Here is a 14,645-nt window from a genome sequence, read left to right as displayed (position 1 = left end):
ATGCTCCGTCGTATGGGGCAGCGCATTATCGACATGGCCGTCTACGACCTGAGGTTCCCGACCTCGGACCTGCTCGACGGGTCCGACGCCATGAATCCCGACCCGGACTACTCGGCGGCCTACGTCGTGTTGACGACCGACGACCCGGCGCTCACCGGCCACGGCATGACCTTCACCATCGGCCGCGGGACCGAGGTGTGCTGCGCGGCGATCGAAGCGATGCGCCACTGCGTCGTCGGTCGTGACCTCGACGAGCTCGAAGCCGACACCGGCGCGTTCTGGCGTTCGATCGCCGGCGACAGCCAGCTGCGCTGGCTCGGCCCGGAGAAGGGCGTCATCCACCTGGCGACGGCCGCCGTCGTGAACGCGGTGTGGGATCTCTTCGCCCGCCGCGCCGGCAAGCCGCTGTGGAAGTACCTCGCCGACCTGCCGGCCGACGCCATCGTGCGCGCCGTCGACTTCCGCCACATCTCCGACGCCATCACCCCCGACGAGGCGTTGGCGCTGCTCCAGGCGACCGAAGCCGACATGGCCGATCGCGACGCCGACCTGCGCGCCCACGGGTACCCGGCCTACATCACCTCCGCCGGCTGGCTCGGCTATCCCGACGACTTGATCCGTTCCAAGACGCGCGCCGCGCTGGCCGATGGGTGGAACGCGCTCAAGATGAAGGTCGGCCGCGATCGCGACGACGACATCCGCCGCACGCTGGTGCTGCGCGAAGAACTCGGGCCCGACCGCATGCTGCTGATCGACGCCAACCAGGTGTGGGACGTCGACGAGGCGATCGAGTGGACCAAGGCGCTGCACGCGGCCAACCCGTGGTGGATCGAGGAGCCGACGTCGCCCGACGACATCCTCGGCCACGCCCGCATCGCGCAGGCCGTCCACCCCGTGCGCGTCGCGACGGGCGAGCACTGCCACAACCGCATCATGTTCAAGCAGTTCATGCAGGCCGGCGGCATGGACATCGCCCAGATCGACGGGTGCCGCCTCGGCGGTGTCAACGAGGTCATCGCCGTGCTGCTGCTCGCCGCCAAGTTCGGCATTCCGGTGTGCCCCCACGCCGGCGGCATCGGGCTGTGCCAGCACGTGCAGCACTTCTCGATGTTCGACTACCTGCGGGTGTCGGGTCGCTGCGACGACCGCATGATCGAGTACGCCGGGCACCTCCACGAGCACTTCGTCACCGCGCTCGACGTTCACGACGGGCGCTACTGGGCCCAGACCGATGCCGGCTTCGGCCTCGAGCTGCGGGCCGAGTCGGTGCGCGACTACGCGTTCCCGAGCGGCGCGGTGTGGGCGGCCCGTGGCTGATCGCCTCCGCGTCGCACTGGTCGGCGGGCCGATGTACGACGCGCTGTACGAGCCGTTCATCGACGACGTCGAGGTCGTCGTGCACGCCGATCATCCGACGCTCAACCGCGAGGTGGCGGCGCGGCTGGCGGCGGGCGAACGCATCGACGTGCTGTCGACGCACGGCAAGTACGCGCCGTCGCAGTCGCCGTGGCTGCGCCCGCTCGACGACCTCGTCGACACGAGCGCGCTCGCACCCAAGGCGGTCGAGCTGTGCTCGTATCAGGGCAACGTGCTGTGCGCGCCGCGCAACATCGACGTGCGCATCCTGTGGTGGCGCACCGATCGTATGGACGCACCGCCCGTCACGTGGGACGACGTCCTGGCGGGCGACGCCGTGTTCGGGTTCACCGGTCGCGAGTCGGGCCTATTCGGGCTGTTCTTCGAAGTCGTCACCGGACTCGGAGGTGCGCTGTTCGACGGCGACCTGCGACCGACGATGACGACCGAGATTGCCGAGCACGCTGTGAGCACCATCGTGCAGCTGGCGGCGCGCGCGCCGGCCGAGTTGCCGGACTGGCACTACGACCAGGTCGACGCCGCGCTGCTCGAAGGCCGCGTGGACTGCGCCGCCGCCTGGCCCGGCGGCTACGACGCCATCGCCGCGTCGCCGCTCTACGACGTGCTGCGCCCGGCCATGTATCCCGGCGGCGTGTCGTACTCCGGGTGCCACGCGTGGGCGATCCCGACGACGTGCGGCGACGTCGCCCGCGCCGCCGCGTTCGTGCAGGAGTTGTGTTCGGCGGCCACGCAGGCGCGTGAGCCGGGCATCCCCGCCCACGTGGAAGCCCTCGTGGCGCGCACACCGCGCGACGCCGTCGACGCCGAACGCCTCGCGGTCACGCAGGAGACGATCGCCACCGCGATGATCACCTACCCCCACATCGAGGGCTTCGACGCCATCGAGGACGCGGGCTGGCAGGCGATCAACGCCGCGCTGCGCGGCGAGATCTCGCCGGCCGAGGCGACGCAGCGCGTGCAGGCGGCCTCGGAGCGCGTGCTCGGGTGATCCGAGACCTCGACGTCAGCCGCCTCAGTCTCGGGTGCGCGCCGCTGGCCAACCTCTACACGGCTGTCGATCCTGACGTGGCGACGGCGACCCTCGACGCCGCGCTCGCCGGCGGCATCACCTACTTCGACACCGCGCCGCACTACGGCGCCGGGCTGTCCGAGACGCGGGTCGGCGCCTGGTTGGCGTCGGTGCCGCGGGCGTCGGTGCGGCTCTCCACCAAGGTCGGCCGGCTGCTGGAGCCCGGCGCGCCGCGCGACAACATCTTCGACGCGGTGCCTGATCTGCACTCGTCGTTCGACTTCTCCGCCGACGGCATTCGCCGCTCGCTCGCGGCGTCGCTGGAACGCCTGGGCACCGACCGGGTCGACATCGTGTACGTCCACGACCCGGACGACCACATGGACCAAGCCCTCGCCGAGGCCTTCCCGGTGCTGCGGCAGTGGCGCGACGAGGGAATCGTCGGCGCCATCGGTGCGGGCATGAACTTCGCCGGACCGCTGGCGCGCATCGTGCGAGAGGCCGATGTCGACTGCGTGCTCCTCGCCGGCCAGTACACGCTGCTCGACCAGACTGGGCTGCACGACCTGCTCCCGTTGTGTGGGGAAAGGGGCGTACGTGTCGTCGCGGCCGCGGTGTTCAACAGCGGCATCCTCGCCGACCCGTCGGACGGCGCCACCTTCTTCTACTCGCCGGCGGCGCCGGAACTGATCGAGCGAGCCCGTCGGATGCAGGCGGTGTGCGCCCGCTACGACGTGCCGCTCGCCGCCGCCGCCATGCAGTTCCCGACGGGCCATCCCGCGGTCGAGACGGTGCTGGTCGGCATGCGCTCCCCCGAGGAAATTGCGGCGAACACGGTCGGGTTTCGCGTCAACATCGCTGCTGACCTATGGACGGAACTGAAGCAGGAAGGCCTGCTGCCCCAGACCACACCGACGCCCTCGTAGCGGCGCAGGCCATTTCGTCGCGACTGTGGGGCCCCGGCGCGCCGTGGCACCCCGGCGGTTTGGCGTGGGAGTTCGCCACCGCCCAAGACCACGCGGCCCTTGAGATGCACGTGTGGGACGACGTCGCGTGGGCGCGGATCTATCAACCGGATGCGCTGATGGCGCAGGTCGACCCGGCGAACCCCGAGGTGGCGCGCGACGTGGTGGCCTGGTTGGAGTCGACCCGCGCCGGAAGCGCGCCGAGACTCGAAGTCATGGATGGCGACACCACCCTTACCGAAGCGCTGCGCGCTCGCGGATACGACGAACGCGACGAACGGTTCCAGCTCGACAGGCGGATGACGGCGACGTCGCCGCGTGCTGCACGCTGTGGTTTGACCCCGCGTCGCGCAGCGCCGAGATCGAGCCCCTCGGCGTCGTACCAGAACACCGGCGCCGCGGTCTCGCCCAAGCACTCTGCCGCGCCGCGCTGCGCGCCACCGCCGAAGCGGGCGGCACCGAGGTCGTCATCCATCCACGGGGCGACGTCGCGTATCCGGCCGCCCGCGACGCCTACGCCGCCGCGGGCTTTGTCACCGTCAACCGCAGCCGCATCTTCGGCCGCTGACTACGACGCAACGGGCACGTCCTCGACGGGTCGGTCGACGAAGGTCGCCACTTCGCCGAACGCGGCGCGACGCGCCGAACGCCGGAGCGTGATCAGCACGGTCGGACCGACGGCGACGATGGCGATGACGTTGGTGACGGCGCGGCCGGTGTCCCAGCCGATGGCCGACGTGGCGACGCTGAACAGCACGAACCGGCGGAGGTTGGTGAGTACCGACGCGCCGGCGATGAAGCTGAGCTTGGTGCCCGACCCGACGGTGTAGGGCCAGAACCACAAGTTGAGGAGAAAACCGAAGGCGTACGCCGATACGACCCCGTAGAGCGCGAGCAGTGCGATCTCAGTGCGGCCGCGCCAGCGCCGCCAGGGCAGGAGGCCGGCGCCGAGGCCGACCCAGGCGGCGCCCAGCATCTGGAACGGCAGCCACGGACCGACGCCGGCGGTCAACAGCGCGGAGGTGAACATGGCGGTGGCGCCGAGGACGAAGCCGAAGCCGGGGCCGTACACGCGGCCGGCAAGGACAAGCAGGAACAGCATCGTCTCGATGCCGGCCGTGCCAGCACCGATCGGGCGCAGTACGGCGCCGATGGCCGACAGGACACCGAGCATCGCCAGCGTTTTGGTGTCGATGCGACCGGCGGTCATCTCGGCGAGCACGACGGCGATGAGGCACGGCAGCATGACCAGGAAGACGAGCGGGGCGTCCTGTCCGTGCGCGACGCCTCGGGGCGCGTGCTGGAACAGCGGCCAGGCGAACATAGCGAGGCCGGCGAACGACACGGCCCCGAGCACGAGCCACGAACGCAGCGACAGCGTGAGAGCGTGGGTCCGCGTTGTCATGCGAGAACGCCCAGCGCGTCGGCCACCTCGGCGACGGTCAACCACTCCGCGGGGTACAGGATCTTGGCCACCTGCGGAGCGAACGCCGCCGACGAGCACACCACCTCGGCCGCCGGGCCGTCGGCGACGATCTCACCTTCGGCCATCACGACGACGCGGTCGGCGACCTCCGCCACGAACTCGACGTCGTGGGTGGCGATCATCACGGCGCGCCCCTCGGCCGCCAGTTCGCGCACGACCTCGGTGAACCGCTCCTTGGCGACGGGGTCGAGGCCGCGGGTCGGTTCGTCGAGCAGGACGACGCGCGGTCCCGTCACCAGTTGGATGGCGAGCGTGAGTCCGAGCCGCTGGCCTTCGGACAGATCACGCGGATGGCTGTCGGGGTCGACTGCGCCCACCAGGCGGCGCAGCAACGCCGCGGTGGTCCCGGGTTCGACGGCCGCATCGCGATCGCTCTGCGCGCATTCGGCGCTGACCGAAGTCAGATACAGCAGGTCGCCGGGCGACTGGGGCACGAGGCTGGCCGCACCGGCGGCTCGGCCATGGAGCGCCCACAGCAACGACGACTTGCCCGAGCCGTTGCGGCCCATGAGCGCCACAACCTCGCCGGCGCCGAGCGCAACGTCGACGCCGCGCACCGCCGTCACGCCGCCCGGGTAGTCGACGACCACCTTGGCCGCCGCCAGCAACGTGACGCCCGGAGTCGACGCACGGCCGCGTAACGGCTGGGCCCGCGCCGCCAGCTGCTCCCGTAGCGGCTCGGCGAAGCGGCGGGCGTCGCGCACCGAGAGCGGTAACGGGTCCCACTTGCACACCTGGCCGAGGGCGACCACCGGCGGGGCGAGCGGGCTCCAGGCGAACACCTCGCGCGGGGGGCCGACAGTGACGCCGCCGTCGCCCGTCATGGCGATGACGCGATCGGCGTAGTGCACGACGCGCTCGAGCCGGTGCTCGGCGGCGACCACGGTGATGCCGAGGTCGTGCACGAGGCGCGACACGGCGGCCAACACGTCTTCGGCGGCGGTGGGGTCGAGGGCGGAGGTCGGCTCGTCGAGCAACAACACGCGCGGTTGGGCCGTGAGGACCGAGCCGATGGCGACGCGCTGCTGCTCGCCGCCCGACAGTGTCCGCAGGGCGCGACCGCGCAGCGCGGCGATGCCGAGCAGGTCGAGCGTTTCCTCGACGCGCTTGCGCATCGTCGCCGGCGCCACACCCAACTGCTCCATTACGTAGGCGAGTTCTTCCTCGACGGTGTCGGTGACGAACCCGCTCAGCGGATCCTGGCCGACGTAGCCCACGACGTCGGCGAGGTCGCGCGGCATGGCCGACCGCGTCGAGCGGCCGTTCACCGTGACCTCGCCTCCGAGCGCGCCCCCGGTGAAGTGCGGCACCAGGCCGTTGATCGCGCCCAGCAGCGTCGACTTACCCACGCCCGTGCGCCCGATGACAACGCACAACTCGCCTTCGGCGATCTCGAAGGTGACGTCGCGCAGCGCCGGCGCGTCCGCATCCGAGTAGGTGAACGTCACGTGGTCGAACGTGATCACACGACCACCGCCGGCAGGGCGCCGAGCAGCACGATCGCGAACCCGGCGAGGGGCAGGACCGGCAGTTCGAGCAGCGACGCCGAGGGGTTGAGGTCGCCGGCGTGCAACCGGGCGACGAGCACCAGTCCGAGCGCCACGGCGACGCCGCAGGCGGTCACCACCCACTCCGGCCGGCGCCACGGGTCGGCGCGGTACACCGTCGTGCGGATACGGCGGTTGCCCACGACCACGCCCGCGGCGCTGGCGCCCACGCCGACGAGCAGCGCCGGCACGCCCAGCCACCGCGGTGCGGTGCCGTCGAGCAGGGCGTAGGTGCCGACGCACACGCCGCACAACCCGGCGAGCAGCGCCGCGCCACTGAGGCGTCGCGTCCGTGCCGGGAGATCGGCGACACGGCCGTGCCCGCGGGCGTCCATGGCCGCGGCCAGCATCAGCGACCGGTCGAGGGCGTCGGTCATCACCGGCATCAGCACTTGCCGCACGACGTGCATGCGGCCACTCGACGCGCCGCCGCGCAACCTGCGGGCGCGATGGACGCGGCGGGCGCTGTCGACCAGCTGCGGCGCCATCGCCACCGCAACGATCACCGCAACGCCGACTTCGTGCAGCGCGGCCGGGGCCGCCTTGATGAGCCGCTTCGGGTTGGCGAGCACGTTGGCGGCGCCGAAGCACACGAGCAGCGTGGCGAGGCGCAGGCCGTCGTAAAACGCGCCGAGGACACTCTCGGCGCTCACCGCGCCACCGGCGCGCAGGCCCGACGACGCCGGCAGCGGGAACGACGGCAGGCGGAACAGCACGTGGGATCCGGCACCGCCACCGAGCACGACGCGGAACACGACGCGAATGCCGATTACCACGGCCGCCAAGATCAGGTAGCCGCGGAAGCCACCGGCGCTCGAGCGATCGGGCCGGCAGACGCGCGTCACGGTGAACACCACGAGCAGCACGGTCACGAGCAGGAACGGGTTGGTGGTGCGGCTGGCGGCCGTCGCCAGCCCGAGGGCCCACAGCCACCACGCCCCGGGGTGCAGCTCGCGGGTCACTGGCCCCGCCGCAGGGCAAACGCCATGGCGCCGACCAGCAGCACTGCGAGGCCCGAAAGCACGAAACCGAACCCGCTGCCGCCGCCCTTCCCCGTCTCGCTGAGGTCCACGTGGCCCAACTTCACCGTGGTCGTGGTGGCGTCGGGCACCAGCGCCACGCTGTTCGGCAGCGTTGAGGTCGTGGCGGTCGTGGACGTCGACGGTGGTGGGGTTGTGAGGCGTGACGGGGCATTACTCCGCACACCCGTCGGTGGGGACGTCGTGACGGGCGACGGTGCCGGCGCCGGAGCGCTCGTCACCGTCGTCGTCGTAGTCGGCGCCGGGGGGACGGGATAGCGCGGCGGCGCCTTGTCGCCCGTCGAGAACGACCAACCGTCGTACGAGCCGGCCGGCGGTTTGCGCGAGCCCGGCCCGTGCGCCTGGTACTGCCAGTCGCCGCCCGGTCGCGCCGACCAGTACGACCAGTAGGCGTTGCCCGGTGGCGTGTGCGAGCAGTCGGCGCTCTCCGGTTTGCCCGCGATGCGGCAGACGAAGTCCGAACCGCTCACCGTCTCGTAGGCGATGTGGGCGTGGCGCAGCACGTCGAAGCCGTTGCTGATCGGCTGCGCGGCGCAGCGCACGTTGACGCCACCGCCCAGCGACTGGAAGTCGACGACGGCGGTGACGCCCTGGCCGTCGGTGCACGCCTGGTTGGCGTCGTCGGCGCGCGACGCCCCCGGGAGCGCGCACCAGACCGCCGCGATGACTGCTGCGGCGGCGAGACGGCGCATTACTTCTGGAACGGATAGATGACGCGACGGCGCCGCGCCACCAGCACCAGGGCCAACCCGAACGCCACCAATCCGAGCGCGAGCCGCGACTGTTCACCGCTCGACGTACCGGTGCGGACGATCGTGGTGTGCGCCGTCGTCGACGTGGTCGCCGCCGCCGCGGCGGCGGTAACAGTGAGCGGCGCCGAGATCGTGACGCCCGACGTCTCACCCGTCAGCGTGACGGTGTGCGAGCCCGCACCCACCGACGACGGCAACACGAAGCTCTGCGATGCGAACCCGGCGCGGTTGGCCACGGGCTCACCCACGATCACGGGATCCGACGCGACGGTCACGCGCACCTTCTCGCCCGTCGCGAAGCCGCCGCCCGACACGGTCATCGTGCCACCGGTCTGCGCAGTGGACGTTGACAGCGCAATCGTCGTCGACGGTTCCACGGGCTCGTCGGTGCCGATCAGCGGATACGCCGGGAGCCCGAGCGCCAGCACGCCCTGGGCGGTCGCGCGCGCCGCGAGCGTCTTGCCCTGGACGTCGAGACCGTCGCTGGCCGCCGCGTCGTGCGTGTCCTTGTCGAGCGCGATGGCGCCGTCGTTGTCGCCCGAGGTGAGTTGCAGCGTGTTCACGAACGTCGCCGCCTTGTTGGCGGTTGGTGCCTCGCCCAGCCCGCGCAGCACCGACGCGGCGAGACCCGACGAGTTGGCGTTGTCCCCGAAGCTGCCGTTCGTCATCTGCGCCGCCTTCACGTCGGCCACGCCGGCGTCGATGGCGTCGGTCACCGCGCTGCTCTCGTCCTGCACCGCCAGGGCCATCAGCGCGAACGAGGTGGCATCGAGGTCGGCCTTGGCGTTGTCGGTGCACTTGGTGTCGGCGAGCTCCGAGCGGAAGCCGCCGTTCGGGCACTGCTGCAACAGCAGGTAGTTGACGGCTTGGGCCGGGGTGCCGTCGTCGGTGGCCGCCAGCGCCAGCACGTCGAGGGCGTCGCCGATGCCGTTGCTGTAGTCGACGGGATCGCCGCTTTGGAAGTCGGTGGCGTCGTCGGTGAAGTGGCCGGTCGACTGCATGCGGCCGCGCAGGTCCGCTTCGAGGTCGTGGCCGTCGATGTTGTTGGGGTCGAGGTCGTAGACGATGGCGAACACCATCGCTTTGCCCACGGCGCCGGCGTACAGCGAGTTCGGGTCGCTGCCGGTCACGTAGGCGTCGACGTTGGTCTTCATCCAGTCACGCCCCGCGGCCACTTCGCTGTCCGCGGTGCGACCGCCGGCGGCGAGGGCCAGCAGGCCGTCGACGGTCAGCCCGGCGTCGTCGAAGGTCTGGAACTGGTTGTTCGTGTCGGTGTAGCCCGACTTCAGGTGGTGGCCGTTGGCGGCGAACTGGCCCTCGAGCCAGTCGAGCGCCTTCGACGCGCTCGAGGTGACGGCCTGCGCCGACACCTTGCCGGAATCCCAGTCGGCGGCGTGTGCCGGCGATGCCGCCGACAGCACGAGGCTGGCTCCGGCGCCTACCGCGAGCGCCGTGTGGAGGAACTTGGTTCGCATGTGTTCGCTTTCTGTGGGGTCAGCGGACACAGACCCCTGCGCACATGGCGACGTGGGGCTCATGCACCGCAAACTCGACGGTTCGGTTGAGCCAAACCACGCAGGCAGGCGATCCGACTTCCGGCGCACCTTGTAGCGCCGGTCACGGTTGCGGGTCAGTGCCGGAATCTCACCGGCTTCCCCCACCTACGGGTTATGTCGGTGCCAGCCTACAGACGCAGTGCGTCGCGCACCTGGTTGAGATAGTCGACGTGCTGCTCGACGTCGGTGAAGCCGTGGTTCATCGTGAGGACGGCTGCATGCGTCCCGTCGGCCGCCGCCCACGCCGCCGCGTGTTCGGCCAGCCGCTCGACGCCCGACGACGAGTAGAGCACCGCTTCACCGCCGAAGCTCTCGACCGCTCGGCCGGTGGCCGCCACCATCTCCTGCACGCGCCGCCACGTCTCGACAACGTCCGCGGCGCGACCGCCGAAGATGAATCCGTCGGCGAGGCGCGCCGCCCGCTTGAAGGCCACCTCGCCCCAGCCGCCCAGCCAGATCGGGATCGGCTTGGTCGGGCGGGGCAACAGGGCGGCGCGCTCGACGCGGTCGAAACGACCGCTGAAGTCGACGACCGGCTCGCTCCACAGCTTGCGCAGCAACTCGATCTGCTCTTCCTCGCGCTTCCCGCGGGTGGTGAAGTCCTGGCCGAGGGCGTCGTATTCGACGTAGTTCCACCCGACGCCCACGCCGAGGCGGAACCGGCCGCCGGAGAACAGATCGAGATCGGCGGCCTGGCGCGCGACCAGCGCCGTCTGGCGCTGCGGCAGGATCAGGATGCCGCTGAAGAACCCCAGCCGCGGCGTGATGCCAGCCAGGTACGAGAACATCATCAGCGGGTCGTGAAACGGATCGTTCTCGGTGTAGGGACCCATCAGCGCCGGCTCGCGCCCGGCGTGCACCGCGCCGAGCACGTGGTCGTAGGCCACGAGGTGGCTGAAGCCGAGCTCCTCGACGGCGGTGGCGAAGCGGCGCAACGCGTCGGGGCTGCCACCGAGTTCGATCTGCGGGTAGACGACACCAATCTCCATACCGCCAACCTACGTAGAACCGCCATGCGTATGAGACGAATCCTCTCCACCGCCGCTGCGCTGGGGTTCACCGGCGTCGCCCTCGCCGGCTGTGGTGGCAACTCCAAGCGCGACGATGCGTCGGCCACCACCGCGGCGAACAGCGGCACCACGCTCACCCTCGTCGCCAAGAACATCGCGTTCGACCAGTCGACGCTCACCGCAGCCGCCGGTGACTCGGTGACCTTCGTGATCAAGAACGAGGACAACACCGAGCACAACCTGACCATCGCCGACCTCAAGGTCGACAAGGACGCCGAGGCGGGCAAGTCAGCGACGCAAACCGTGACCAACCTCAAGCCGGGCACGTACCAGTACCACTGCGAGTATCACCCCGCGCAGATGAACGGGACGCTGACGGTCAGCTAGGTCGGCTGCGGAGCGACGAGGGGCCACGGCCGCTCGCGCTCAGCCGCCAACGCCACGTCGAAGAGCAGCGCGTCCTCGTGGTGGCGCGCCAGCACCTGGAGGCCGACGGGCAGGCCGTCCACCGTGCCGGCGGGGATCGACACCGCCGGGTTGCCGTAGATGTTCGAGATGATCGTCAGCGCGCCCATGTTGACGAGATCGGGCACGCGCCGGCTGGCGATGTCGAGCACGCGTGACGGCAAGGACGGGGCGAACGTCGTGGCGGCGCGCACGGCGCCCATCAGGCCGCGGAATGCGTACTGCCCCGCGCCGCTCGCCAGCGCCCGCTCGACGATGCCGACCTGCTTGGCGCTCGTCGTCGCCTCGGCGGCAAAGGCTGGACCGGGATTGGTGGCGGCCATGATGAAGTCGACCTGCTCGAAGGCGGCGCCCATCGCTTCGTTGGCCGCGATGCGCATACCCTCGGCCGCCGCCGCCGTGTGCAGGTTGTACATGGTCTGGGCGAGGAACAAGCCGAAGGCAATCTCGTCCGTGAGATCGCTTGCTCGACCGGGCCACTTGTCGCCGAGGTCCTCGAGCAGCGTCGCCAGGTTGCCCATGGCCCACTGCGCGGCCAGGTTCGGCGGGCGCACGTCGAGGTCGACTTCGACCATGCCCGTCGCTTCGATGAGCAGCTTGGCCTCGGCGCGAATCTGTTCCTCGACGCCCGCCTCCAGCGTGGCGCCGCCGAGGTTGGGGACCACGGCCACGCGCTTGCCGGTGAGGTCGTGGGTGCCGAGGTTGGCTTCCCAGTTACCGGGCGACGGCAGGCTCGTCGGGTCGTAGGGGTGCACCCCGGCGCACACGTCGTAGTAGCGCGCCGCGTCGCGCACTGAACGCGCCAGATTGCCGAGGACGACCGTGTTCGGGCGCATGTAGGCGTTCGGGCTGCGCGGGATGCGACCAAACGTGCCCTTGAACCCGAGCAGCCCGGTGTAGCCCGCGGGGATGCGAATCGATCCGCCGCCGTCGCCGCCCGTGGCCAGCGACACGAGGCCGCCGGCGACCGCGGCGGCCGAACCGCTCGACGACCCGCCGACAGTGCGGCCGTGACGCCACGGGTTGTGGGTGACGCCGTTGATCTTGGTGATGCTGACGTTGAGGCCGCCGAACTCGCTCGCCGTGGTTTGGCCGACCGGCACGACGCCCCCGCGGGCGAACAACCGCTCGACGACGTGCGAAGTGTGGTTCGCGATGCGGTCCTTGAACACCAGCGACGCTTCGGTGAAGGGCCAGCCGGCGACGGGCTCGAGTTCCTTGATCGCGGTCGGCACCCCCCCGAAGGGCAACGACACGTCCGCCTGGGCGGCGGCGGCCCGCGCCCGGTCGACGTCGACGTAGGCGAACGCGTTCAGCTCCGACGTGCGGATCGCCTCCAGCGTCGCGTCCAGTTCTTCGCTCGGACTGCGCTCGCCGCGCCGGAAGGCGTCGACGAGCGAACAGGCGTCGCCCTGCCAGGGAATGTCTGCCACGGCCGTCAGCCTCGCAGAAGCCGCTCCACCAGCGCATCTACGGTCGGGCGCACCCGCCGCAAAGCCGCCTTCGGGTTCTCCGACGCGGCGATGATCGCGCCCGCTTCGTTGAGCATCCCGAGCAAGAGCTGGGCGGCAATATGCACGTCGCCGGGGATCGTGTGGCCTTCAGTGGCCGCCGCCCGCAGGGCCGGGGTGAGCAACGTGACGCACGCCGACTCGTTCGACGCTCGCACCCATTCGGGACCCAGAGCGGCGGCGGCCTCGATGAGCAGGATGCGCATGACGGCCGGTTCGGCGAACGCCTCGACGTAGGCGCGGCAGCTAGCCCGGATCTGCTCGTAGGCCGAGGGCGCCCGCCGCGCCGCGGCCACCACGCGGGTCGCCAGTTCGGCGTCGAGTTCGTCGGCCACCGCCGCGAAGGCGTCGCGCTTGGATTCGAAGTGGTGGTAGAGCGCGCCGCGCGTCACCCCGGCGCGCTCGGCGATCTCCTCGCGGCCGGTGGCGGCAAACCCCTTTTCGGTGAACAGTGCGCGGGCGGCGGCCAGCAAGGCGGCGCGGGTGGCAGTACGCCGTTCGAGCTGGGTGGGCACGGCACCAAGTGTAGCACTCTTTACATGCGTGCGGCCCGCATGTAACTTGCTCGCATGGCCAACCGAACGCTCAGCGCCGACGTCTGCATCGTGGGAGCCGGCTACGCCGGCCTCACCGCGGCACGCCGCCTCAACCAGGGCGGCAAGTCCGTCGTTGTGCTCGAAGCCCGCGACCGCGTCGGCGGGCGCGTGTATTCGATGACGGGCCGCAGCGGCGCCGTCCTCGACATGGGCGGCACCTTCGTCGGCCCGCGCCAGGACCGTCTGCACGCGCTCGTGAAGGAGATGGGCGCGGCGACGTTCAAGACGAACCTCGAAGGCAAGAGCCTGCTGGCGTCCTACGGCAAGACGCGCCGCTACGACGCGACCAAGACGCCGCGCCTCAACCCCGTCGGTCTCGCCAGCTTCGGCCAGGCGGTGCTGCGCCTGGATCGCCTCGCCAAGACCGTGCCGCTCGACGCGCCGTGGACGGCGCCGAACGCGTTCGAACTCGACAGCCAGTCGATCGCGTCGTGGTTGTCGCGCACCTCGGTGCCGACCAAGACAGCCCGCGACCTGTTGACGGCCACCTTCCGCGCCCTGTTTGCCTCGGAGCTCAACGAGGTGTCGCTGCTCAACGCCCTTTTCCTCATCAACTCCGGTGGTGGTCTGGTCAACTTCATGCAGGTGGCCGACGGGTATCAGGACAGCCAGGTCGAAGGCGGCATGCAGACCATGGCGAGCCGCATGGCGGCGGAGTTGGGCGACTCCCTGGTGCTCGCCGCGCCGGTCCGCGCCATCACCCAGACCGACGCCGCCGCGACCGTGGAAGCCGACGGCGTGCGCGTGCGCGCCGCCAAGGTGATCATGGCCATCCCTCCGCAGCTCGCCGGGCAGGTGCGCTACGACCCGATCCTGCCGCCGGAGCACGCGGCGCTGTTTCACCAGATGATCGGCGGTACCGAGATCAAGACCATCGCCGTCTACGACGAACCGTTCTGGCGCAACGACGGCCTGTGCGGCGCGTCGGCCGCCATGGACGACATCGCCGAGGTCACCCTCGACACGACGCAGCCGGGCGGCGCGCCCGGCGTGCTGGCGAGCTACGCGGCGGGCGGCAAGGCGCGCGCCCTGGCCCGCATGCCCGAGGCCGAGCGGCACGCCGCCATCCTCGGGATCTTCACCACCCGCTTCGGACCCAAGGCGGCGAAGCCACTCGAGATCGTCGACCTCAACTGGCTGGCGGAGCCCTGGACCCGGGGGTGCTCGATGGCGCGCATGGGCACCGGTGTGATCACCAACTTCTACAAGGAGATCCGCCAGCCCGTCGGCCACATCCACTGGGCCGGCACCGAGACGGCGACGGTCAGCCACGGCGCCATCGACGGCGCCGTCCGCTCGGGAGAGCGCGCCGCGGCCGAGATCCTTGGCAC

Annotated in this window: 14 protein-coding genes and 1 riboswitch; of the genes, 5 read left to right on the top strand and 9 right to left on the bottom strand. The window is 70.9% G+C overall.

The window, feature by feature from the left end; all coding sequences use genetic code 11:
- The first annotated feature begins 12 nt into the window (after positions 1-12).
- From VHC63_11880 to VHC63_11870, 3 genes are read left to right on the top strand one after another with little or no spacing between them, the layout of a single operon-like run.
- Entirely contained in the window at positions 13-1,317 is a 1,305-nt protein-coding gene (locus VHC63_11880) for an enolase C-terminal domain-like protein (protein HVV37296.1), read from the top strand.
- Positions 1,310-2,365, top strand: coding sequence for an extracellular solute-binding protein (locus VHC63_11875; GenBank protein ID HVV37295.1), 1,056 nt, complete (start codon positions 1,310-1,312; stop codon positions 2,363-2,365). The genes VHC63_11880 and VHC63_11875 overlap by 8 nt, the downstream gene beginning before the upstream one ends.
- Positions 2,362-3,312, top strand: a complete 951-nt coding sequence (locus VHC63_11870) for an aldo/keto reductase (GenBank protein HVV37294.1) — start codon at positions 2,362-2,364, stop codon at positions 3,310-3,312. The genes VHC63_11875 and VHC63_11870 overlap by 4 nt, the downstream gene beginning before the upstream one ends.
- A gap of 142 nt (positions 3,313-3,454) precedes the next feature.
- On the opposite strand, the gene VHC63_11865 is transcribed toward VHC63_11870, so the two are convergent.
- The 7 genes from VHC63_11865 to VHC63_11835 form a co-directional block, all read right to left on the bottom strand.
- The gene (locus tag VHC63_11865; protein HVV37293.1) at positions 3,455-3,826 is read right to left on the bottom strand and encodes a hypothetical protein; all 372 of its coding nucleotides are present in this window, start codon (positions 3,824-3,826) and stop codon (positions 3,455-3,457) included.
- 93 nt (positions 3,827-3,919) lie between these two features.
- A complete protein-coding gene (locus tag VHC63_11860; protein HVV37292.1) occupies positions 3,920-4,756 on the bottom strand; it encodes an ECF transporter S component in 837 nt (278 codons plus the stop codon).
- On the bottom strand, positions 4,753-6,303 hold the full coding sequence (locus VHC63_11855) for an ATP-binding cassette domain-containing protein (GenBank protein HVV37291.1): 1,551 nt from the start codon (positions 6,301-6,303) through the stop codon (positions 4,753-4,755). The genes VHC63_11860 and VHC63_11855 overlap by 4 nt, the downstream gene beginning before the upstream one ends.
- Positions 6,300-7,346 carry a hypothetical protein gene (locus VHC63_11850; GenBank protein ID HVV37290.1) on the bottom strand — a complete coding sequence of 349 codons (1,047 nt, stop codon included), beginning with the start codon at positions 7,344-7,346 and terminating at the stop codon, positions 6,300-6,302. Before VHC63_11850 ends, VHC63_11855 begins: the two co-directional genes overlap by 4 nt.
- Complete coding sequence (locus VHC63_11845; GenBank protein ID HVV37289.1) at positions 7,343-8,116, bottom strand: hypothetical protein; 774 nt, start codon at positions 8,114-8,116, stop codon at positions 7,343-7,345. Before VHC63_11845 ends, VHC63_11850 begins: the two co-directional genes overlap by 4 nt.
- Positions 8,116-9,651, bottom strand: a complete 1,536-nt coding sequence (locus VHC63_11840; GenBank protein ID HVV37288.1) for a hypothetical protein — start codon at positions 9,649-9,651, stop codon at positions 8,116-8,118. The genes VHC63_11845 and VHC63_11840 overlap by 1 nt, the downstream gene beginning before the upstream one ends.
- Before the next feature lie 85 nt (positions 9,652-9,736).
- Positions 9,737-9,875, bottom strand: a riboswitch (cobalamin riboswitch).
- Positions 9,861-10,721: an LLM class F420-dependent oxidoreductase gene (locus VHC63_11835; GenBank protein ID HVV37287.1), complete on the bottom strand. Its 861-nt coding sequence runs from the start codon at positions 10,719-10,721 to the stop codon at positions 9,861-9,863. (Overlaps the previous riboswitch by 15 nt.)
- Before the next feature lie 30 nt (positions 10,722-10,751).
- Here VHC63_11835 and VHC63_11830 point away from each other — a divergent pair, with 30 nt between their 5' ends.
- Complete coding sequence (locus VHC63_11830) at positions 10,752-11,129, top strand: cupredoxin domain-containing protein (protein HVV37286.1); 378 nt, start codon at positions 10,752-10,754, stop codon at positions 11,127-11,129.
- Here the strand turns inward: VHC63_11830 and VHC63_11825 are convergent.
- On the bottom strand, positions 11,126-12,640 hold the full coding sequence (locus tag VHC63_11825) for an amidase (GenBank protein HVV37285.1): 1,515 nt from the start codon (positions 12,638-12,640) through the stop codon (positions 11,126-11,128). The genes VHC63_11830 and VHC63_11825 overlap by 4 nt on opposite strands.
- Before the next feature lie 5 nt (positions 12,641-12,645).
- Complete coding sequence (locus tag VHC63_11820; GenBank protein HVV37284.1) at positions 12,646-13,233, bottom strand: helix-turn-helix domain-containing protein; 588 nt, start codon at positions 13,231-13,233, stop codon at positions 12,646-12,648.
- Between the two features lie 54 nt (positions 13,234-13,287).
- Here VHC63_11820 and VHC63_11815 point away from each other — a divergent pair.
- The coding region (locus tag VHC63_11815) for an FAD-dependent oxidoreductase (protein HVV37283.1) at positions 13,288-14,645 on the top strand (1,358 nt) is incomplete at its 3' end.

It is taken from the genome of Acidimicrobiales bacterium, assembly GCA_035546775.1.
In the GTDB taxonomy this organism is placed as follows: domain Bacteria; phylum Actinomycetota; class Acidimicrobiia; order Acidimicrobiales; family JACCXE01; genus JACCXE01.
This window is presented reverse-complemented; position numbering and strand designations above follow the sequence as displayed.